This is a genomic window from Sphingomonas sp. J344, from assembly GCF_024700005.1.
Lineage (GTDB): Bacteria > Pseudomonadota > Alphaproteobacteria > Sphingomonadales > Sphingomonadaceae > Sphingomonas.
The window spans coordinates 671,457-691,273 of sequence record NZ_JAJONB010000002.1 but is presented as its reverse complement, the minus strand read 5'-3'; the positions used below and the strand labels follow the sequence as shown (position 1 = coordinate 691,273).

General features: G+C 66.3%; 18 protein-coding genes, 1 tRNA gene and 5 pseudogenes. 15 read left to right on the top strand and 9 right to left on the bottom strand.

The window, feature by feature from the left end; all coding sequences use genetic code 11:
* Positions 1 to 401 precede the first annotated feature (401 nt).
* Positions 402 to 1,773, top strand: a pseudogene (gene dnaA, locus LRS12_RS19470) (chromosomal replication initiator protein DnaA).
* Positions 1,774 to 1,895: 122 nt separating this feature from the next.
* Here the strand turns inward: dnaA and aroB are convergent.
* Positions 1,896 to 2,997 (bottom strand): annotated as a pseudogene (aroB, locus tag LRS12_RS19465) (3-dehydroquinate synthase).
* Positions 2,994 to 3,533, bottom strand: coding sequence for a shikimate kinase (locus LRS12_RS19460; RefSeq protein ID WP_257846109.1), 540 nt, complete (start codon positions 3,531 to 3,533; stop codon positions 2,994 to 2,996). The pseudogene aroB and the gene LRS12_RS19460 overlap by 4 nt, the downstream one beginning before the upstream one ends.
* A gap of 80 nt (positions 3,534 to 3,613) precedes the next feature.
* Here LRS12_RS19460 and LRS12_RS19455 point away from each other — a divergent pair, with 80 nt between their 5' ends.
* The 4 genes from LRS12_RS19455 to LRS12_RS19440 are packed head-to-tail and all read left to right on the top strand — an operon-like array spanning position 3,614 to position 7,424.
* Positions 3,614 to 3,751 carry a hypothetical protein gene (locus tag LRS12_RS19455; protein ID WP_257846108.1) on the top strand — a complete coding sequence of 46 codons (138 nt, stop codon included), beginning with the start codon at positions 3,614 to 3,616 and terminating at the stop codon, positions 3,749 to 3,751.
* A 22-nt stretch (positions 3,752 to 3,773) separates the two neighbouring features.
* Positions 3,774 to 5,540 carry a hypothetical protein gene (locus LRS12_RS19450; RefSeq protein ID WP_257846107.1) on the top strand — a complete coding sequence of 589 codons (1,767 nt, stop codon included), beginning with the start codon at positions 3,774 to 3,776 and terminating at the stop codon, positions 5,538 to 5,540.
* A complete protein-coding gene (locus LRS12_RS19445) occupies positions 5,537 to 6,466 on the top strand; it encodes a tyrosine recombinase (protein ID WP_257846106.1) in 930 nt (309 codons plus the stop codon). Before LRS12_RS19450 ends, LRS12_RS19445 begins: the two co-directional genes overlap by 4 nt.
* Before the next feature lie 10 nt (positions 6,467 to 6,476).
* Entirely contained in the window at positions 6,477 to 7,424 is a 948-nt protein-coding gene (locus LRS12_RS19440; protein WP_257846105.1) for an acetyl-CoA carboxylase carboxyltransferase subunit alpha, read from the top strand.
* 174 nt (positions 7,425 to 7,598) lie between these two features.
* Here the strand turns inward: LRS12_RS19440 and LRS12_RS19435 are convergent, their stop codons facing one another.
* Both LRS12_RS19435 and LRS12_RS19430 read right to left on the bottom strand, forming a co-directional pair.
* Positions 7,599 to 7,766: a Flp family type IVb pilin gene (locus LRS12_RS19435; protein WP_066665303.1), complete on the bottom strand. Its 168-nt coding sequence runs from the start codon at positions 7,764 to 7,766 to the stop codon at positions 7,599 to 7,601.
* 129 nt (positions 7,767 to 7,895) lie between these two features.
* The gene (locus tag LRS12_RS19430) at positions 7,896 to 8,078 is read right to left on the bottom strand and encodes a Flp family type IVb pilin (protein ID WP_257846104.1); all 183 of its coding nucleotides are present in this window, start codon (positions 8,076 to 8,078) and stop codon (positions 7,896 to 7,898) included.
* A gap of 54 nt (positions 8,079 to 8,132) precedes the next feature.
* Here LRS12_RS19430 and LRS12_RS19425 point away from each other — a divergent pair, with 54 nt between their 5' ends.
* Positions 8,133 to 8,561 (top strand): (deoxy)nucleoside triphosphate pyrophosphohydrolase, encoded by a 429-nt coding sequence (locus LRS12_RS19425; RefSeq protein WP_257846103.1) that lies wholly within the window; start codon positions 8,133 to 8,135, stop codon positions 8,559 to 8,561.
* Between the two features lie 44 nt (positions 8,562 to 8,605).
* Here the strand turns inward: LRS12_RS19425 and LRS12_RS19420 are convergent, their stop codons facing one another.
* Positions 8,606 to 8,776, bottom strand: a complete 171-nt coding sequence (locus tag LRS12_RS19420) for a DUF465 domain-containing protein (RefSeq protein WP_374581654.1) — start codon at positions 8,774 to 8,776, stop codon at positions 8,606 to 8,608.
* 188 nt (positions 8,777 to 8,964) lie between these two features.
* Positions 8,965 to 9,849, bottom strand: a complete 885-nt coding sequence (locus tag LRS12_RS19415) for a methyltransferase domain-containing protein (protein WP_374581706.1) — start codon at positions 9,847 to 9,849, stop codon at positions 8,965 to 8,967.
* Between the two features lie 7 nt (positions 9,850 to 9,856).
* On the opposite strand from LRS12_RS19415, the pseudogene LRS12_RS20505 reads away from it, so the two are divergent.
* From LRS12_RS20505 to LRS12_RS19390, 5 genes and pseudogenes are all read left to right on the top strand, one after another.
* Positions 9,857 to 10,588: pseudogene (locus LRS12_RS20505) on the top strand (ComF family protein).
* A gap of 34 nt (positions 10,589 to 10,622) precedes the next feature.
* A complete protein-coding gene (grxC, locus tag LRS12_RS19405; RefSeq protein WP_257846100.1) occupies positions 10,623 to 10,880 on the top strand; it encodes a glutaredoxin 3 in 258 nt (85 codons plus the stop codon).
* Positions 10,881 to 10,883: 3 nt separating this feature from the next.
* Positions 10,884 to 11,705 carry a carbon-nitrogen hydrolase family protein gene (locus LRS12_RS19400; protein ID WP_257846099.1) on the top strand — a complete coding sequence of 274 codons (822 nt, stop codon included), beginning with the start codon at positions 10,884 to 10,886 and terminating at the stop codon, positions 11,703 to 11,705.
* Positions 11,702 to 12,136, top strand: coding sequence for a DUF1178 family protein (locus tag LRS12_RS19395; RefSeq protein ID WP_257846098.1), 435 nt, complete (start codon positions 11,702 to 11,704; stop codon positions 12,134 to 12,136). The genes LRS12_RS19400 and LRS12_RS19395 overlap by 4 nt, the downstream gene beginning before the upstream one ends.
* A 35-nt stretch (positions 12,137 to 12,171) precedes the next feature.
* Positions 12,172 to 12,248: transfer RNA gene (locus LRS12_RS19390), tRNA-Arg, on the top strand.
* Between the two features lie 10 nt (positions 12,249 to 12,258).
* On the opposite strand, the gene LRS12_RS19385 is transcribed toward LRS12_RS19390, so the two are convergent.
* Positions 12,259 to 13,890: an alkaline phosphatase family protein gene (locus LRS12_RS19385; RefSeq protein ID WP_257846097.1), complete on the bottom strand. Its 1,632-nt coding sequence runs from the start codon at positions 13,888 to 13,890 to the stop codon at positions 12,259 to 12,261.
* Positions 13,891 to 13,961: 71 nt separating this feature from the next.
* On the opposite strand from LRS12_RS19385, the pseudogene LRS12_RS20500 reads away from it, so the two are divergent.
* The 4 genes and pseudogenes from LRS12_RS20500 to LRS12_RS19365 all read left to right on the top strand — a co-directional run bounded on the left by LRS12_RS20500 (position 13,962) and on the right by LRS12_RS19365 (position 17,550).
* Positions 13,962 to 16,000, top strand: a pseudogene (locus tag LRS12_RS20500) (protein-disulfide reductase DsbD family protein).
* A gap of 25 nt (positions 16,001 to 16,025) precedes the next feature.
* Positions 16,026 to 16,286: a redoxin domain-containing protein gene (locus LRS12_RS19375; RefSeq protein ID WP_257846096.1), complete on the top strand. Its 261-nt coding sequence runs from the start codon at positions 16,026 to 16,028 to the stop codon at positions 16,284 to 16,286.
* A complete protein-coding gene (locus LRS12_RS19370) occupies positions 16,274 to 16,630 on the top strand; it encodes a hypothetical protein (protein WP_257846095.1) in 357 nt (118 codons plus the stop codon). The genes LRS12_RS19375 and LRS12_RS19370 overlap by 13 nt, the downstream gene beginning before the upstream one ends.
* 452 nt (positions 16,631 to 17,082) lie before the next feature.
* Complete coding sequence (locus LRS12_RS19365) at positions 17,083 to 17,550, top strand: hypothetical protein (protein WP_257846094.1); 468 nt, start codon at positions 17,083 to 17,085, stop codon at positions 17,548 to 17,550.
* Between the two features lie 61 nt (positions 17,551 to 17,611).
* Here LRS12_RS19365 and LRS12_RS19360 read toward each other — a convergent pair.
* A pseudogene (locus LRS12_RS19360) lies at positions 17,612 to 18,921 on the bottom strand (cation:proton antiporter).
* Positions 18,922 to 19,117: 196 nt separating this feature from the next.
* On the bottom strand, positions 19,118 to 19,534 hold the full coding sequence (locus LRS12_RS19355; protein WP_257846093.1) for a hypothetical protein: 417 nt from the start codon (positions 19,532 to 19,534) through the stop codon (positions 19,118 to 19,120).
* Positions 19,535 to 19,817: the final 283 nt, after the last annotated feature.

Genomic DNA, 19,817 nt, shown 5'->3' with positions numbered 1-19,817 from the left:
TCACCAGACCAATTTCATACGCACCGCACGCAGATCGCGGAATTGCAACGAGTCGCGGTGTCACGGCGATGTAACGATTCAAAAAAACCGCAGTAAAACAGCATGTTAAAACTGAAATAACGCATTTCCGGGGCTGACAGTGAGTCAACCCTACTTATTTCAGATTCTTTACATGCCCCCCTCTTGATCGACTCAGAAATGCGTCCCTAAAACGGACTTCCACCGCGGCGTTCACGTCGGTGGAATCAGCTTAGGCGCCAACCAAGTGCGGATGTGATTCCGGCTGCGGGAGGCTGTTGCCTGAGCGAGATGCGTGCGGGGTGAACCTTGCGCGCGCGGGGGGATGGCATGTGCGCGGCGCGCACCTGCAGGTGTTGGCAATTGAGGGGCAGCGACGAACTATGGATCAAGCCAAGGCCTGGACACGCGTGCGCGGCAATCTGCGGCTTTCCGCAGGCCAACGATTGTTCGACCAGTGGCTGAAGCCGATCGTCCTGATTCCCGGCGACGACGCAGAGACGGTCCGGCTCGGCCTTCCGTCCGCGTTCATGACCAACTGGGTCAAGAATCACTACGCCGACCGTCTGATGATGGAATTCCGCGCGCAGCTTCCGGGCGTGCGCACGGTTTCGATCGAGACGGTCGATGCGCGTTCGAATCGCGAACTCGCCGCAGCGGCCCCGGTGGCTGAAGCGGCGGTGCCCGCCACGCCCTCGGCCCAGGCCGGAGCGGGCGGTCAAGCGATCGGGCGTCCCAATCTCGATTCTGCGCTTCACCTTCGATCGGTTCGTCGTCGACACGACCAACCGCGTCGCGTTCAACGCCGCCAAGGCGCTGGCCGAGCCGGGCAAGCCGCGCTTCAGCCCGCTCTACCTTCACAGTAACACCGGCCAGGGCAAGACGCACCTGATGCATGCGATCGGCCATGCGTTTCTCGACGCCTGCCCCGATGCGTCCGCGATCTACATGCCCGCCGAGCGCTTCATGTTCGAATTCGTCCGTGCGGTACGTGAGCGCGACACCTATGCCTTCAAGGCGCGACTGCGCGGCGTCGATCTGCTGATGATCGACGATCTACAGTTCATCGCGGGCAAGGAATCGACCCAGGAGGAATTCTTCCACACAGTCGACGAATTCATGCGTGAGGGCAAAAGGCTGGTGATCGCCGCCGACCGCAGCCCGCTGGCGCTCGAGGGGATCGAAACCCGTCTTGCCTCGCGCCTCGGGTCGGGCCTCGCCGCCGATATCAAGCCCGCCGAGCTGGGCCTGCGCCGCACGATCCTCGACCGCAAGCTGGAAGACATGGCGGGCGCAACGGTGCCGTCCGAGGTGCTTGACCTGCTCGCAGCGCGGATCAGCTCGTCGGTGCGTGAGCTGGAAGGTGCGCTCAACCGCCTCGTCGCCTATGCGCAGCTCAACAGCGAGGTCGTGACGATCGCGTTCGCCGAGAGCGTGCTGGGCGAAGCGCTGCGCGGCAGCCAGCGCCGCGTCACGATCGACGAGATCCAGAAGGCAGTGTCGTCCCATTTCGACGTCAAGCAGCTCGACCTGGTGTCACAGCGCCGCGCGGTGGCGATCGCGCGCCCGCGCCAGATCGCCATGTATCTGGCCAAGCGCCTGACCACACGCTCGCTTCCCGAAATCGGCCGCAAGTTCGGCAACCGCGACCATTCGACCGTCATCCACGCCGTCCGCCGCATCGAGGAACTGCGCGGCACCGACAGCGAAATCGACGGCGCAGTACGCAGCCTGATGCGGCAGCTAGAGGCTTGAAGCTCAGCGTCCCCGTCCTGGGGACGCCGGGGTGGGGGGTAATCCCCCGGAACATCTACCCTCCACCCCAAGCTTTGTCGCCGATGGCGAGGCGGGAGCGTGGGTGCCGTATGCTGACGATTCTAGCGCGGCAATTCATCCAGAAACGCCGCGACGTCCGCCAGATCGACCTGCTTGTCGAGATAGGTCTGCCCGATCCCGCGCGCGAGCAGGGAAGGGCAGGGTGCCGGCGTCCATCTTCTTGTCGTGCAGCATATGGCCGACCAACGTCTCGCCCGATGCGGTGATCCCGGCACTGGCCAGATCGTGCGGCATGTTCATTTCCCGCAGATGCGCAGCGACCCGTTCGGCGTCCTGCCCCGGACACAGGCCGCGCCGCGCCGAATAGGCAAAGGCCAGCGCCATGCCTGCCGCGACACCCTCGCCATGCAGCAGCGCGTCCGAAAAGCCGGTCTCGGCCTCCAGCGCATGGCCGAACGTATGGCCGAGGTTGAGCAACGCGCGCACGCCCGACGTCTCGCGCTCGTCCGCCGCCACGATCCGCGCCTTGGCGGCCACCGAATGCGCTATGGCATATTCGCGCGCCGCCGGATCGCCGGACAGCAAGGTCGCGCCATTGGCCTCGCACCATTCGAAGAACGCGAAATCGTCGATCAGCCCGTATTTCACGACCTCGGCATAGCCCGCGCGCAGGTCGCGTAACGGCAGCGTGTCGAGCAGATCGGGGTCGATCAGTACCAGCGACGGTTGGTGGAACGCGCCGATCAGATTCTTGCCTGCACGGCTGTTGATCGCGGTCTTGCCGCCGACCGAGCTGTCGACCTGCGCCAGCAAGGTCGTCGGGATCTGCACGAACTTGCAGCCGCGCTTCAGGATCGATGTAGCGAAACCGACCAGGTCGCCGATCACCCCGCCACCGAACGCGACGACATGATCGCCCCGCTCGATCCCGCGCTCCAGCAGTCCGTCGGTCAGCGCTTCGAGCTGCGCCCAGCTCTTGGTCGCCTCGCCGGCGGGCAGGACGATGATGTCACTCGTCAGACCGCCATTGTGCAGCAACGCCGAAAGGCGCGCGGCGTGCGGCGCGACATTGGCGTCGGTCACGATGACGAACGGGCGACCCCGTGACAGCAGAGCGAGCTGTTCGGCGGCCTGCGTCAGCAGCCCGCTGGCGATCCGAACCTCATAGCTGCGCGCACCCAGCGCGACCGGAACGATCTTCATCGGCCCAGTTCCGCCAGAATTGCGGACACGGTTGCCTCATGCGGCGCCGCCTTGCTCACCACATGGATCGGGGCGAGCGCATAGATCGGGTTGCGGATGGCGGCGAGTTCGGTGAGCACCTGTAACGGATCCTTTCCGCGCAGCAGCGGGCGATGGTCGCGCTTGGCGACCCGCTCCGCCAAGACCTTGGGGGCGGCGTCCAGCCAGATCGCGGTTGCCTGGTCAAGGATCAGCGCGCGGGTTTCGTCATTGAGGAACGCGCCGCCGCCGGTCGCGATAACCTTGGGTTCGCCATCGATCAGCCGCGCGATCACGCGCCGCTCGCCGTCGCGGAAGTGCGGTTCGCCGAATCGCTCGAAGATTTCCGCGACGGTCATTCCCGCCGCTGTCTCGATCTCTGCATCGGCGTCGACAAAGGGGAGTTTGAGCCGTTGGGCGAGGCGGCGGCCCACCGTGGTCTTGCCCACGCCCATCAGTCCGATCAGCACGATCGGGCGGGTCAGCGGCTCGGTGGGCGACGGACGGGTTTGCAGCATGGTCGCGGGGGCTATACAGCGAGCATCGCGCTCGGGCAAAAGGCCCGTCGCCTGCATATAGAACCGCTTTGAGGGGGTCGATGTCCCGTTCGCTCATCATTGTCATCATTGTCGCTATCCTGTTGATCGGAGGACTGTTTTTCCTCGCCGGGCGCGATACGGAGAAACAGCCGGTGCGCGTCGAGAAGGTCGTCCCGCTTGACAATCTCTCGAACTAAGACCGCGCTCGCCGCGGTTCTGGTGGTCGCTGCCGGCGTCGGAATTCCCGCGCTGGGGCAGGATCGACCCGAATCGCTGCTACCCCCCGGCTTCGACGATCCGGTTCCGGCACCCGCGCCTGCGCCTGCGCCCGCCCCCGCACCGGCCCCGGCACCCGCCACCGGGCCGACGACCGCGCCACGCACGGATGCGGTCGCTGCGCCTGCGGGTGAGGCCGGCAACGGTACGGCTGCCGCCGGCGGGGTCGCGCCTGAGGCGACCGGTGAGATCGATTACGCAACGATCGCGCGTTACGAGCTTCCCGATTTCGCCAAGCGCTCGCTGGCACAGGTCGGGCCGTCTTCGCCCGCGAGTGATGGACTGTCCGTCACCGCATTCGGCACTGCCGATGGCGGCTTCCTCCAGACACTGATGCGCCGCACCGATGCGCCGGTCGCGTCGCGCTGGCTGTCGATTGCGCTGCGCCGCGCACTGCTGTCGCGCGTGAATACGCCACGCGGCCTCAACGGGGCAGATTTCGCGGCCGAGCGTGCCTGGCTGCTGATCCGCATGGGGGAGGCGGATGCCGCCCGTGCGCTGGTCCAGTCGGTCGATGTCGCCAACTATACGCCCAAGATGTTCCAGGTGGCGATGCAGGCGATGCTCGCCACCGCCGATCCGGGCGGCATGTGCCCGATGGTCAGACCCGCGCTGGACTCCGCGCCCGACCGCAACTGGCGGCTGGTCGAGGCAATTTGCGCTGGTCTCGACGGCGATCCCAGCAAGGCGGGCCCGCTGATCGACGCGAGCCGCCGCCGCATGGGTACCTCGGTCGATGTGCTGCTCGCCGAGAAACTCGTCGGCATGGGCGTGTCCGGCCGCCGCGCGGTGACGATCGAGTGGGATGCGGTCGACCGGATCAGTGCGTGGCGCTGGGGCCTCGCGGTCGCGTCGGACACCGATGTTCCCGAACGGCTCTATGGCACCGCCGGGCCGCAGCTGCGTTACTGGCGCGCGACCGCGCCGATGCTCGGTCTGCGCGACCGTGCCGCTGCGGCCGAAGCGGCGGCGAGCCAGGGCGTGTTCTCGAGCCAGGCGTTGACCGACCTCTATGGGGAGATCGAGGCGCAGGAAGATGCGTCGATCGCCGAGGTCGCGGTCGCGCGCGACCTGCGCGCCGCCTTCACCGCCGCCACTGCCGCCGACCGCGTCGAGCGGATGCGGCAGCTTTGGGACGAGGCACAGGGGCCGCGCGCCACTTATAGCCGGTTGATCCTCACCGCCCGCGCCGCCGCGCGCCTGACCCCGTCCGCCGAGCATAGCGCCGACGCCGATCGCCTGATCGCATCCATGCTAAGCGCGGGACTCGACCGTGCCGCATTGCGCTGGAAGGAAATCGCTCCGCGCGGCAGCGATGGCTGGGGCATGCTGCTGCTCGCGGAGCCGGGGCGCGCGGTCGCGGTCGACGATGTCGAGGCGTATCGCAACAGGGTCGACTCCACCAATGGCGCGATGCTGATCGCCGCGATGGCTGGCATGGGCCGCATCCCGACGGGAGACGGCGAGCGGCTGATGCGTGCATCGGGCGTCGAGTTCGGTGCCGCAAACGCATGGACCCGGGCCATTGCGCAGGCAGCGGATGCGAACCAGCCAGGCACGGTGGTGCTGCTCGCCGCGGTGGGGATGCAGAGCCGCGTGTGGGAAGGGGTCTCGCCCGAGGCGTTGTACCACATCACCCGCGCGCTGACCCAGGTCGGGCTCGACGGCTATGCGCGGATGATCGCCGTCGAGGCGATCATCCGGCTTTGAACGCGATCCGCCCCGGGGACGACCCGGCGCTGATCGAGCGCTTTCTGGAGATGCTGGCGGCCGAAGCCGGGGCCTCGGCCAACACCATTGCGGCCTATGGCACCGATTTGCGGTTGGCGTCGGAGGCGCTCGACGGTGGGCTGGCGTCGGCGGATCGCGCGGCGATCGAGCGGCTGGCGGAAGAGTGGCGCGACCTTGCCCGCGCCACGGTGGCGCGCAAATCCGCCGCGCTGCGCCGCTTCTACGGCTTCCTGCTCGACGAAAAGCTGCGCGCCGACGATCCGGGCAGCGCGCTGCCCCGGCCCGGAACCGGGCGCGGTCTCCCGAAAACCCTGTCCAGCGCCGATGTCGAAGCGATCTTCGCGGCGATTCAGGCGCGGATCGATCGCGTGCCGCCCGATCCCCGCGACCTGCGTATGCTCGCGCTGATCGAGCTTCTCTACGGATCGGGACTGCGTGCGAGCGAGCTGGTGTCGCTTCCGCGCGGCGCGGTTCAGCCCGACAAGCCCTATCTGATCTTGCGCGGCAAGGGCGGGAAGGAGCGGCTGGTCCCGCTCTCGGATCGCGCCCGCGCGGCAGTGGCGGCGTGGCGCGACCATGTCGATCCGGCGCGGCCCTGGCTGTTCCCTTCAGGCAAGGGGCATTTGAGCCGAATCCGCCTCTACCAGATGGTGCGGGAGATCGCGGGCATGGCGGGCATCCCGCCCGACCGGATCAGCCCCCACGTCCTGCGCCACGCCTTTGCCACGCATCTGCTGGAGGGCGGGGCCGATCTGCGCGCGCTGCAGGCGATGCTGGGCCATGCCGATATCGCGACCACCGAAATCTACACCCATGTCGACAGCGCCCGGCTGGTGAGCTTGGTCAACGAACGCCACCCGCTTGCCGATGCCCGCCGCGTTGACGCGAAGCGCGACCGGGAATAGTGCCGCGTCGATGGCTAGTTTTCTTGAATTCGAAAAGCCGATCGCGGAGCTTCAGGCCCGGATCGACGAATTGCGCGACGCGGCGGCGGGCGGCGAGGTGGATATCGAGGCCGAGGTCGCCAAGCTCCAGACCAAATCCGACCGCTTCCTCAAGGACGCCTATGCCAAGCTGACCCCGTGGCAGAAGACGCTCGTCGCGCGCCACCCGGAGCGCCCGCACTTCAAGCACTATGTCGCGCGGCTGATCACCGACTTCATGCCGCTGGGCGGGGACCGCGCCTTCGCCGACGATCAGGCGATTCAGGGCGGGCTGGGCCGGTTCCGTGGCCAGCGCGTGATGGTGATCGGCCATGAAAAGGGCGACGACACCACCAGCCGCCTGCGCCACAATTTCGGAATGGGCAAGCCCGAGGGCTATCGCAAGGCGATCCGGCTGGTCGAGCTTGCCGACAAGTTCGGCATCCCCGTAGTAACGCTGGTCGATACGTCCGGCGCATTCCCCGGAATGGAGGCGGAAGAACGCGGGCAGGCCGAGGCGATCGCCCGTTCCACCGAGGCATGCCTAAATCTCGGCGTGCCGATGGTCGCCTCGATCCTGGGTGAGGGCGGTTCGGGCGGCGCAGTCGCGCTCGCAGCGGGCAACCGCGTGCTGATGATGGAACACGCCGTCTATTCGGTGATCTCGCCCGAGGGCTGCGCGTCGATCCTGTGGCGCACCGCCGACAAGGCCGCCGACGCAGCCGAGGCGATGAAGGTCACCGCACAGCACCTCAAGGAACTGGGCGTGATCGACACGATCGTGACCGAGCCGCTGGGCGGCGCGCACCGCGATCACGCAGCAGCGATCGACTCGCTGGGCGACGCAATCGAGTCGGCGCTCGAGGAGTTGTCGGGCCAGAGCGCCACCGCGCTGCGTCAGGGTCGTCGCGCCAAGTTCCTGGCGATGGGCCGGGCGTAACCTTCGGCTTGCGGCACCGGCCCGCTCCACCACCCGGCCTCCCGCCGACAGTTATTTTGGGTGGCCGGGCGGGGGAGCGGGCCGGTGCCGCGCTGGCGCAGCCAGCCTACAAACAAAGGGCGGCGGACCTGTTGGTCCGCCGCCCCCTGTTCAGTCGTTTCGAGACGAAGGGTCTTACGACGCCTTCATGTTCGACGAAACGTTGGTGAAGGTCGTCTTGAGCTGGTTGCCCAGGCCCTGCATCGCGGCAATCGCGGCGACGGCGATCAGAGCGGCGATCAGGCCGTACTCAATGGCGGTCGCGCCCTTCTTGTTGCCGAAAATCTTGCGGATCGTGTTCATACCGGTCTCCATCCTGTTCGAAGCTTCAGTTTTCCCGGCTGCCCCCGGAGAGCCCGGTTTCAGCGACCCGAAATTAAGTGACGGAAGTTAACAAAGGCCTTAGGCCGCACGGCGTGGACGCCGAAAAGATCAGCCGGGGTTCTGGACCTTGTTGCTGACATTGTTCCACATGCCGGTGGTACCGCTGGCCAGCTCGCTCAGTGCGGCGATCATGACGAGGACGATCAGGGCGAGAATGAATCCATATTCGACCGCCGTCGCGCCGCGAGTGCAGCGCGATAGCCGGGTCAGCAATGAATTCACTGGACGCATCGTGCGACCTTCCCCTGTGGACGTAACGGAATCTACGGAAACAAGATTAACGAAATGCTGAAATCGGACGCTGGAGCATCGGGAAAGCCCATTTTGACCGTCGTGGCTGCAGCTATGCTGGATAGCGACAGCCGCGTGCTGGTGCAGCAGCGTCCACCGGGCACGTCGATGGCGGGACTATGGGAGTTTCCCGGCGGCAAGGTGGAGCCGGGCGAGCTGCCCGAATCCGCCCTGTGCCGCGAACTGCAAGAGGAACTCGGTATCTGCGTCGATCCAGCGCAGCTGGCACCCGCGACTTTCGCCAGCGAGTCGCTCGGCGAGCGGCACCTGCTCCTCCTTCTCTACACGCTGCGCGACTGGAGCGGGGTTCCTGCAGCGCATCACGCCACTGCGCTGCGCTGGGTTGCCCCGCTCGATCTGCACAGCCTCGACATGCCGCCTGCGGACAAGCCGCTGATCGACCTGCTCGCGGCGATCCTCTAGCCGGACGTCGTCGCCGCTTTCCCCATCGTGCGGCGATGGGTGAATCAGGTGTCGGTCGCGAGCGTGCGCTTCCAGTGGCCGGCCAGCCGGTCCTTGACTGCGAGCTTCAGCTTCTTGAGCCGCAGCAGGCGGAACCCGTCCGGATTGCGCCGCCGCGCCTCGCGCCGGATTTCCTCGTCCAGCTTCCGGTGAACAACGCTCAAACGGTACAACATGCCACTCATCATAATGCCTCCTGTCGATCTGCAATCGATCGGATGGCCGTCAGCGGGTGGAAGCGGTCGTAATAAGCCCAGCCTGCATCGGATCATCCGATGCGGTCCGACATCGCGATCTGCTCGATCGCCAGAGGGGCCCGGTCCGCACCCTCAGTATTGGATCGACCGGGCGTCGCGTCAAGAGATCAGGGTTTCGGGCGCAATGCGTCGGCGAGCGAGGCGCTGGCGGACCCGCGCCGCGCGGGCTTGGGCTGGCTGGGGTCGGGTGCCCAGCCTGTGACGAAAATTGCATCAAACCGCTCGCTGGTTCGCCCCTCACCATCGGCGCGCGCGGCAAATGCCTCGGCCGCCCGAGCGACAGTCGCGCGGGTCAGCGGCGCGGGATCGCGCAGCAGGCTGGCCGCCCCCATGCCGCGCAGATCGCGGACCAGATCGAACAGGCTGGCGTAGCGCACCTCCAGCGTCTCGACGTCGGCCACCGGCAGCGCAAAGCCCGCGCGCACGAGCAAATCGCCCGCCGCGCGCACATCGACCTGCGGATGCACCCGCGCTGCGGGTCGGTCCCCCTCGGCCTCCAGCATCACGCTGCGTAGCGTCGACAGCGTCGATCCGCCCAGGAACGCGCCCATGAACAGCCCGTCCGGGCGCAGCGAGCGGCGGATCAGCGCCAGCGCCCCGGGGAGATCGTTGACGCTGTCGAGCACCCCTGCCGATACGACCAGGTCATAGGCACCCTCGGGCGAATGCGGTCGATCCTCATCGGCCTGTACGCCGCCGGACAGTGCGGCAAAGCGTGCACCCGCATCGATGCGGGTGACCACAGCTCCGGGTGGCGGCACGAATGCGCCGTCGAAGCTGCCAAGGTCGAGCACGTCGCGAAACTCGCGCCGCACCGCGTCCAGCCGCTCGGCGATCCCGTCGAGCATCCATGCGCGGATGAAGTCGAACCCGGCAAAACCGGGAGCGGCGCGGTCGCGGCGCAGGCGGCGGCGGTTGCGGTCGAAAATCTCGGGCGGGGTCGGGGCAGGGGACACGGCGCGGCTTGTGCCGCGTCCCGCGCCGCGCGACAAGTGGCGCATGGGGCTGCGCGAACCGTTGCTCGACCTGATCGGCCTGGCGCTGCCCCCCGCGCTGCCCGGGCTGCGGCGATGTGGTCGATGCCGATCATCGCTTCTGTGCAATCTGCTGGGGCGGCATGCGGCTGATCGCACCGCCCTGGTGTGCGACCTGCAACCTGCCGTTCGAGCATGACCGTGGCGCGGCGGCGCAATGCGGCGCATGCCTGTCCGACCCGCCGGTGCATGACGGGGTGCGCGCGGCGGTCGCCTATGGTCCGGCGGCGCGGCATCTCGCGCTGCGGCTCAAATATGGCGGGCGGACAGGCTTCGCGGTCACCGCCGCGCGCGCGATGACACGGCTGATGCCCGAGGATGCCGAACTGCTGGTGCCGGTACCGCTTCACCGCTGGCGCATCTGGGGACGTAGGTTCAATCAGGCGCTGCTGATCGCGCGCGCGCTGGGGAAGGACGCGAACGTCCCGGTTGCCCCCGACCTGCTTCGCCGCGTCAAGTCCACTCCCTCCTGCGCGGTCTCGGCCCGCGCGGACGCGCCAAGGCGGTTGCGGGTGCCTTCGCGCTCGCCCCGGAAGCAAAGGACGCGATCCGCGGCAAGGCGGTCATCCTGGTTGACGACGTCCACACCAGCGGAGCCACGACCACTGCCTGCGCGCGCATCCTCAAGCGCGCCGGCGCGCACAGCGTGACGATCCTGTGCTGGGCGCGGGTGGTCGACGACGCGGACGCGGATTGACAAGCGGGGTCGCGAACCACAACTCGGAATCATCATGGCCAAGATCGAAATCTATACCAAGGCATTTTGCGGTTACTGCCACCGCGCCAAGGCGCTGCTCGACAGCAAGGGCGCGGACTATGAGGAGCTCGACCTCACAATGGGCGGGCCGAAGCGCGCCGAGATGATCCAGCGCGCCAATGGCGGCACCACCGTGCCCCAGATTTTCATCGACGACGTGCATATCGGCGGCTCGGACGATCTGATGGCGCTGGAGCGAGAGGGCAGGCTGGACGCGCTGCTCGGCACCTGATTGATGCGCGCCGCGATCCTTCAAATGACCAGCGGGATCGACCCGCTCGCCAATGCGCGCACGCTGACCGACGCGGTCGCAGCGGCGGCGGGGGAGGGCGCGGCGATGTTGTTCACCCCCGAAATGTCGGGCCTGCTCGACCGGGATCGCAAGCGCGGCGCGGCCTCGATCATGGCGGAGACGGACGACCCCGTCCTCGCCGCCGTCCGCGACGCCGCGGCGCGACACGGCATCTGGGTTCATCTCGGTTCGCTCGCCCTGCGCGGCGAGGATGGCCGCTTCGTCAATCGCGGATTCGCGATCGACGCCAGCGGGACGATCCGCGCCTCCTACGACAAGCTGCATCTGTTCGATGTCGACCTCCCAACCGGCGAGCGCTGGCGCGAATCCGACGCCTATGTGCGGGGCGACCGCGCGGTCGTGGTGGACACGCCGCTCGGCCCGCTTGGCCTGTCGATCTGCTACGATATCCGTTTCCCCGACCTCTACCGCGCGCTCACCGATGCCGGGGCGACCCTGCTCGCCGTACCTGCCGCCTTCACCCGCCCGACCGGCGCCGCGCACTGGCATACATTGCTCCGCGCCCGCGCGATCGAAGCGGGGGTGCATGTCATCGCCGCAGCCCAGACCGGCACGCATGAGGACGGCCGCACCACTTTTGGTCACAGCCTCGCGATCGATCCCTGGGGCGAAGTGCTGCTCGACATGGGCGAACCGGCGGGCCTCGGCTTCGCGGAAATCGACCCTGCGCGCGTCACCGACGTGCGCAGCCGCGTCCCCGCGATCGACCATCGCCGCGCCACCCCGCCGGTGACCCGCGCATGATCGTCTTCGACCTGAAATGCGCCCGGACCCATGTGTTCGAGGCATGGTTCGGGTCGAGCGCCGATTATGAGGACCAGCGCACCCGCGGCCTGCTGTCGTGCCCGATCTGCGGCGACGCGCACATCGCCAAGGCGGTGATGGCCCCCAATGTCGCCGCCAAGGGCAACCGTGCCGCCGCTGCCCCTGCCGCGTCGCCCGACCCCAAGGCGCTGATGGCTGCGCTCGCCCAGGTCCAGGCGACGATGCTGGAGGGCTCGCAATGGGTCGGCATGTCCTTCGCCGACAAGGCGCGCGCGATGCACGCCGGCGAGGAAACCGTCGCCCCGATCCACGGCCAGGCCAGCCTTTCCGAGGCGAAGGCGCTGATCGACGACGGCGTCCCCGTCGCCCCGCTCCCGCTCCCGGTGATCCCGCCCGACCAGCGCAATTGACCCCGCCGCCCCGTGCTTCTAACCAGCCGCACGGCGTCCCGGTAGCTCAGCAGGATAGAGCAACGGTTTCCTAAACCGCAGGTCGGAGGTTCGAATCCTCTCCGGGACACCAGGCGCTCAGATCAGCGACAGCTGTTCGGCGCGCCCGCCTCGAGATCCAGGCACCGCCCGTCGATCTCCTTGGGATCGATCTTCAGCCCGATCACGCTCGCCAGCGTCGGGAGAATGTCCACCGTCTCCACACCGTTGGGCTGGTCGAATGGCGTCACGCCCTTGCGCCAGAACAGGATCGGCACGCGGCGGTCATAGTCCCAGATGCTGCCATGCGTCGCGACCGATCCGCCCGGTACCGGGATCGGCGTAATCCGCGGCTTGAGCGCGACGTAGAGGTCGCCCGAGCGACCGGGATAAAAGGATGCACGCACGCGCTGGATCAGCGTCCAGCTTTCCGGCGGCCCGTTCGGGCTGGGGGTCGCCATGATCTCGTCGCCGGTGAACACCGCCGCCACCTGCGGGTGCGCGCGATACTGCGCCACTGCCTCCGCCAGCACCTTCGCGCGCAGCTTGGGTGCGAGCTTCGGGTCGACATAGATGTCGCCGAAATTGCCGCCCCATAGTACGCGCCGATCGCCCAGCTTCAGCTTCGCCGCGACCTTGTCGCTCATCGGCTTGGACGACAGCCCGCTCTGCGCGCGCGCGGCGTCGGTGATGCCGTGCAGCACGTTGCGCTCGGGCAGGTCATGCCCGCCATGATCGGCGGTCAGCACCACCTGATAATCGACCCCGCTCTTGTCGAGCACGTCAAAGAAGGCGCCGAGATCGCGGTCGAGGCTGGTGAGTTGCAGGCACATCTCGGTGCCCTCGGTGCCATAGCCATGGCCGACATAGTCGGTCGCCGACGCCCCGACGATCAGCACGTCGGTCGTCGCGCCGCGCCCCAGTTGCATGTCCTCGAAAAACGCGGCGGCCAGCGCCAGCGTCGCGCCGTCCATCTCCGGGGAAGCGCGAAAGGCGCGGCTGTCGCCCGCCTCGCGCGCGAAGCGCCCGGTGCCCACCGTCCGGCTGCCCGCCGTCACCGCAACATCGCGCGGCTTGCAGTATTCGGGCAGCTCCAGCGCGGGCTGTGCCTTGGCGATCTGGGCGGTGATCGCGGCGTTCGCCCGCGCCACCACCGGTGCTTCGGCAGTGCCGGTGTAGCTGACGAAGCCCTTGCCACCCCACCAGTAGGTGTGATCGGCGGTCCTGCCGCCCATCATCACCGCCGCGCGATCCTTGCCGGCGACCGACACCACGCGGGTGCCGGGGGCGACTGCCTTCAGCCGATCGCCCAATGTCGGCACCAGCAGATGCACCGGGGACACCGTGTATTTGTCCGACGTGCTGCCCGGGACACTCTCGTCCTCGGCGCAATAGATCGTCTTGTCCTCGCGCGCGGTCTTCAGGTCCACCCAGTCATTCGCGACGATCCCGTTTCGCGCGGGCCGCGCTCCGGTCAGGATCGTCGAATGGCCCGGGCAGGTCTCGGTCGCCGCATGGCTCTGATAGCCCGAAAACACCACGCCCCGCGCCAGCCGCGCCAGCCCGCCGGTGAAATAGGGCCGATAGCCCGCGAACAGATCCGCCGAGAACTGGTCCACGGAAATGGTGACGATCAACTTGGGCGGCGGCGCGGTGGGTGCCGGGGCAGGGGCGGCTTCCTGCGCCGCCACCGGAACGGCGACGAGCATGGCAGTGGCGAGCAATCGAGCGAGCATGGTCCCTCCGGCATGGCAAATCAGGCCGCGCCCGCTATGTTCGCAAGACTTCGGCACGGCAAGGGCTCGCAATGCGCAGATCCGGTTTCGCTTTGGTGACATTGTTGTTGGCGTTGATCGCGGTTCCTGTCGCCGCCCAGCCCGCCGGACAGGATAACCTCAAGGTCGACCTGATTGCGGAGAGCGACGCCCCCGCGCCGGGGAGCGAGGTCACGATCGCCTTCGTCGTCAAGCCCAATCCTGGCTGGCACGGATATTGGAAGAACCCGGGCGATGCGGGCCTCGACACGCGGCTCGACTGGACGCTGCCCCAGGGGGTGACGGCCGGTGAGCTGCGCTATCCCGTGCCGACGCGGCTGATGATCGCCGGGATCATGAACTATATCTACAAGGGCAATTACACCCAGTTCGCGACGCTGAAGATCCCCGCGGGCCTGACCCCCGGCACGAAGCTCCCGATCGCGGTTCGCGCCGATTACCTGATCTGCACCGACGAAATCTGCGTCCCTGAAACCGAAAACCTGACCCTCAACCTCACCGTCGGCGACGGCACCATCACCCCCGACCGCCGCGCGCAGTTCGACGAGTGGCGCCGCCTGCTGCCAAAGCCATTGGGCAGTGAGGCAAAGTTTCAGGTGACCGATGGCACGCTCCGCATCGCGATCCCGTTCCCGGCACCGGTCGATCTGTGGAAGGACGCCTATTTCTTCGCCCAGACCCCCCGATGCAGTGACCTATTCCGCGCCGCAGACGGTCACCCGCGACGGCGACACGGTGATCGTCACGGTCAAGGCCGGGTCGAAGGTGCCCACACGCCTCGACGGCATCCTCGCCACCGGCGAGCGCGACGGCTTCGAACTCGTCGCCGTCCCCGGCACCGTCGCCGCCGAAGCTGCACCGCAAACCGCGATCGACTGGTCCGCAGCCCTGTTCGCGCTGGGCGGCGCATTGCTCGGCGGGCTGATCCTCAACATCATGCCCTGCGTCTTCCCGATCCTCAGTCTCAAGGCGCTGAGCCTCGCCAAGAGCGGGACCAGCGAAGCGCATGCCCGTGCCGAGGGGCTCGCCTACACCGCTGGCGTCGTCCTCGTCGTCCTCGCGCTCGGCGGGCTCATGCTCGGCCTGCGCGCGGCGGGGGGCGAGCGTCGGCTGGGCGTTCCAGCTCACCGACCCGCGTGTCATTCTGCTGCTCCTGCTCCTCGTCCTCGGCATCGCGCTCAACCTGGCCGGTCTGTTCGAGCTGATGACCCCGAAGTTCGCCGGTCGCCTCGCCAGCGGAGGCAGTGGCGGCGCATTCATGACCGGCGCGCTCGCTGCATTCATCGCCACCCCCTGCACCGGCCCGTTCATGGGCGCAGCGCTCGGCGCGGCGCTCGTCCTGCCCTGGTATATCGCGCTCATCATCTTCCTCGGCCTCGGCCTCGGCCTCGCGCTGCCATTTCTGCTGCTCGGCTTCGTCCCCGCATTGCGCCGGATGCTGCCCAGGCCCGGCGCGTGGATGGATACCTTCCGCAAGATCCTGTCGGTCCCGATGTTCCTCACCGCGATCGCGCTCGCCTGGGTGCTCGGCGGGCTGACCGGGGTAAACGGCATGGCCACTGGCCTGATCGTCGCGCTCGCGCTCGGCGTGGTGCTGTGGGCGCTCGGGCGGCGACAGGCGCGCGGGGCCGGGAACGGCATCGCCTGGGCGATGAGCCTCGCGATCCTGATCGGCGGCATGTGGCTGGTCGGTCGCATCGAAAAGCCCGCCGCCGCCGCAGTCGCCGCGTCGGGCGCACAACCGTTCAGCGAAGCCAAGCTCGCCGATCTGCGCGGGCAGGGCAAACCCGTCTTCGCCTATTTCACCGCCGACTGGTGCGTCACCTGCAAGGTCAATGAAAAGGCCGCGATCGAGACCGACGCTGTCCGCGATGCCTTCGCCAAGGGCGGCGTGACCGTCCTTGTCGGCGACTGGACCGATGGCGACCCCGCGCTAGGTCGCTTCATCGAACGCCACAACCGCGCCGGCGTGCCGCTCTACCTCTGGTACCCCGCTGGCGCGACCGAGCCACAGGTCTTGCCCCAATTGCTGACTCAAGGCATGTTGACCGGACTGACGGGGGGCAAATGAAACCGCAGATCAAGGAGATGAGCCGATGAACCGACTGATCCCATTCGCTGCCGCTGCCCTCGCGGCGCTCGCCATTCCGGCCGCCGCCGAACAGACGACGGGGCAAAAGGCGACCGATTTCAAACTGACCGACGCCAGCGGCAAGACCGTCCAGCTCAGCGACTTCAAGGGCAAGACCGTGGTGCTGGAGTGGAACAACCCCGGCTGCCCGTTCGTGCAACGCCATTACGAAGGCAATATGCAAAGACCCAGGCCGCGGCGAAGGCTGGCGGCGTGGTGTGGCTGACGATCAACTCGAGCGCGCCGGGCAAGCAGGGCCATATGGACGGTGCCGGCGCCAAGAAATGGGTCGGTGAGAAGAAGGCCGCTCCCGCCCATTACCTGCTCGACCCCAAGGGGATCGTCGGCAAGGGCTATGCCGCCAAGACCACCCCGCACATGTACATCATCGACGGCGCGGGCGTGCTCCGCTTCCAGGGCGGCATCGACGACAAGCCCGCTGCGCGGGTCGAGGAAATGGGCGCGGCCCGCAACCACGTCCTCGCGGCGCTGGGTGAGTTGAAGGCGGGCAAGCCCGTCTCGGTCGCCCAGACCACGCCCTATGGCTGCTCGGTCAAATACGCCGAGTGATGGGCTTTCCTTCCCTGTGATAGGGGGCAGGGGAAGGAGAGAAGGCCGGGGGAAACCCCGGCCTTTTTTGTTCCTCCCCCTCCCGGGGAGGATTTAAAGTAAGGCCCCACCTGCACTTCACTTAGCCCCTCCCGCTTGCGGGAGGGGTTGGGGAGGGTCTTCTTCTTCTTCTTTCTCTTTTCTTCTGCGGCCGCCTCAGCCGCCCGAAGGCAAGAAAAAGACCCTCGCCCACCCCTCTCCCGCAAGTGGGAGAGGGATAGAAGGCGACCGCCGACAAACCAAATCGTCACCCCGGCCCCCGGGCCGGGGTCCACCCCACTCCCACGCGCAGCGACCAAGCATCAACTCCCCCACGCCAGCCTCCCGGTGGACCCCGGCACAAGGCCGGGGTGACGGGACGGGCTGGAATTGGGTGGAAATCGGACATTGAGAAGGGGCGAGAGGAGAGTATCGTGGCACCTCGTTCGCTCGGGGGACCTATGAAGCTTTTATCTGTTGCAGCCGCTCTACTCGCTGCCACGGGGCTGTCCGGTCAGGCTTCGTCTCCCAAGTATGTAGAGGGGCATGTGTGGGAATACCGCACGCGACCGCAGGATGCTGGGTCGTTACTCAAGGTGCAGCGCGTCGAGATGATGGGTGCCGAGAAGGTCTATCACATCAGCGTCGTCGGCGTTCACTTCGCAACGCCGGGTATCGCGGGCATTTTGCCGCACATTCCCGTTTCCGAGGAGACGCTCGACGCTAGTGTTACGAAGCTATCAGCCGAAAAGCGCGAATTCCCTACTTCCGCCTTGGACGAGGGTATCGAGGAATGGCGTAAGGCACAGGGCGGCGTTTTCACCATCCCAATATCTCAAATTGTCGGCATCATCGACGATCAAATGGCGACGGCGCAGATGCAAGCACCGGCAAACCCGTAAGGCTCGTAACGTCCGCAACGGGGTCGTTAGCAGTCAGGCAGCTTACTCCAGAGTCCGCGTGCTAGCTTGATTCAACAGCCGGCCCCTTCAATCCCGGTGGAGGCGGCGCATCGTCTCCGTCCGGATCGCGGCCCTGTTGACGGTCCAGCATCCGCATGATCGGTGTCACGGTCAGGCCGTGCAGCAGGATTGAGAGCAACGCAACTAGACCGATGATCGCCCACAGCCGTTCGGCTTCGGCAAAGGGGGCATGGTTCAGGGCGTAGGCCAGATAGTAGAACGATCCGACGCCGCGGATTCCGAAGAAGGCAAGGGTGAGCTTCTCTGAACGGTCAGCCGGGAAGCGGGTGAGGCCGATCAGTCCTGCGACGGGACGAACGACCAGGATGATCGCCACTGCGGCCACAGCATCCTGCCATTGCAAGGTGCGCAGCATGCCGCTCACCAGCGCCCCCCGAACAGGATCAGCAGCACCATCATCGCCAAGCGCTCCACCTGTTCAGTAATGTCGTGCATATCATGATGAAAGTCGTGGTGATGATGCGACCGGCGCAGGGTCAGCGCGGTGACGAACACCGCAAGGAAGCCGTAGCAATCCAGCATTTCGGTTAGACCGTAGGAGACAAAGGTTGCCGCAATCGCGATGAGTCCGTCGCCGGTCTTTGCCAGCTTGGTTTCGGATGGGACCTTGAAGGTGAGCCAACCGAAAATCCAGCCGATCGCCCAGCCGCCCGCGATACCGATGCCGATCTCCCATAGCACGCTATGAGTGAGCCAATCCTGAAACCATGCCTCCCCCGTGCTTGCCGAGATGGCCAGCGCAATCGCCAGATTGACGAACGGAAAGGCTAGGCCGTCATTGAGACCTGCTTCCGAGGTCAGACCAAAACGCACCTCGTCCTCTTCGCCGGTCTTGGGTGGACCAACCTGCACATCTGCCGCCAGCACGGGATCGGTCGGTGCAAGGCAGGCGCCGAGCAGCAGCGCCGCGATCCAGCTCAACCCGAGAAACCAGCCGCCGATCGCCGTGATCGCGGCGATGGACAGTGGCATGGTGATGGCGAGGAGCCGCCACGTCACGCTCCATCGTCGCCAGCTGAACAGCCGATCGAGTTTGAGGCCTGCCCCCATCAACGCGATGATCACCACGAACTCGGCAAAGCGCTCGGTAATTTCCGGGTAGCTAAGAGGCAAAGGCCGCAGCGAGACGGACGGAAGCAGGAAGATTGCGACACCGATGGCGATGCAAAGGATAGGCAGCGAGAGCGGTAGCCGCTTGAGCGCCAGTGGCAGCCAGGCGACCAGTGCGATCAACACCCCTGTAAGCGTCAGCCCGATGATGTAGGGCTCAGGGCTGGCGAGTGCAGGCATCGAAGCTCAACTCAGAAATGACGCACATAGTTCACGTGATCAGTCGCGACGTCGGCAGACTGCCGTATGAGTCAGTAATGCGCGCCAAGATCGGACATTCAGGGCTTGACCGCAGCTCCCACAAACCGATTGCTCGCTTTCGCGAGTTGCGGTGGGTGTGGATGTCAGGAAGTGGGTGGAAAGCGGTCGTACCAAATTAAGCGGGAGCAATAGCAACGAGTACATCGCCATCTTCACGATGCTGAACTTCACAGTGCACAATCGTTCCGGGTGGATAGCGCCAGATTTCATCATCAGACACTGGCCCGACAACTTCGAACCGGCCATCTGCAAGTAATACAGAACTAACAGGGGACCATATGTCCGCTCCCGCTTTCTGCATTGGTATCAGAATGGCGGGCAAGTCGACGAAACCCTCTTCCCAATGGTCATGGTCCAAAGCGTATTTTCCGATCTCAAAGCCGGCTGGATAATCTCGAAACCCGGGTTGGGACGAGAGCCGATCAATCGCGAGCTTCGCACTGGCTTCGCTTCGGTAAACGCCAATGAGCTTCGCATCATCTCCATATTCATCGTCTTCGCGAATGTGGTGCAGAAGATACACGTGTTCCATAGACACAGCCTACCAAGCACGTCTGCAAATGCCAGCGTTTGCTCCGACGGTAATGGGGTCGTTTGCTGCCATCCATCGGAGAGCCGTTGGCCCTGCACTTTGTTGGATACAAGTTGGAATTTTCATGATCTGTTCCGATCGTGAATCTGACGCGTGCTCCCTCACTATTCGATATTCTCGTCAGGGAGACGCGCGGGCGTCGTCCCCGCGTCGCGTACCTGTCGCGTGGCTGTTGTCAGTCCGTCGTGCCACTGTCTCCGCCCGGTCGCGGCCCCGTCGCGCC

Excerpts from the sequence above, each read along its gene's own strand:
- LRS12_RS19460 (WP_257846109.1), bottom strand. The coding sequence starts at position 3,533 with ATGCTGCAAACCCGTCCGTCGCCCACCGAGCCGCTGACCCGCCCGATC.
- LRS12_RS19455 (WP_257846108.1), top strand. The coding sequence starts at position 3,614 with ATGTCCCGTTCGCTCATCATTGTCATCATTGTCGCTATCCTGTTGATC.
- LRS12_RS19440 (WP_257846105.1), top strand. The coding sequence starts at position 6,477 with ATGGCTAGTTTTCTTGAATTCGAAAAGCCGATCGCGGAGCTTCAGGCC.
- LRS12_RS19435 (WP_066665303.1), bottom strand. The coding sequence starts at position 7,766 with ATGAACACGATCCGCAAGATTTTCGGCAACAAGAAGGGCGCGACCGCC.
- LRS12_RS19430 (WP_257846104.1), bottom strand. The coding sequence starts at position 8,078 with ATGCGTCCAGTGAATTCATTGCTGACCCGGCTATCGCGCTGCACTCGC.
- LRS12_RS19425 (WP_257846103.1), top strand. The coding sequence starts at position 8,133 with ATGCTGAAATCGGACGCTGGAGCATCGGGAAAGCCCATTTTGACCGTC.
- LRS12_RS19420 (WP_374581654.1), bottom strand. The coding sequence starts at position 8,776 with ATGTTGTACCGTTTGAGCGTTGTTCACCGGAAGCTGGACGAGGAAATC.
- grxC (WP_257846100.1), top strand. The coding sequence starts at position 10,623 with ATGGCCAAGATCGAAATCTATACCAAGGCATTTTGCGGTTACTGCCAC.
- LRS12_RS19400 (WP_257846099.1), top strand. The coding sequence starts at position 10,884 with ATGCGCGCCGCGATCCTTCAAATGACCAGCGGGATCGACCCGCTCGCC.
- LRS12_RS19395 (WP_257846098.1), top strand. The coding sequence starts at position 11,702 with ATGATCGTCTTCGACCTGAAATGCGCCCGGACCCATGTGTTCGAGGCA.
- LRS12_RS19385 (WP_257846097.1), bottom strand. The coding sequence starts at position 13,890 with ATGCTCGCTCGATTGCTCGCCACTGCCATGCTCGTCGCCGTTCCGGTG.
- LRS12_RS19375 (WP_257846096.1), top strand. The coding sequence starts at position 16,026 with ATGAACCGACTGATCCCATTCGCTGCCGCTGCCCTCGCGGCGCTCGCC.
- LRS12_RS19355 (WP_257846093.1), bottom strand. The coding sequence starts at position 19,534 with ATGGAACACGTGTATCTTCTGCACCACATTCGCGAAGACGATGAATAT.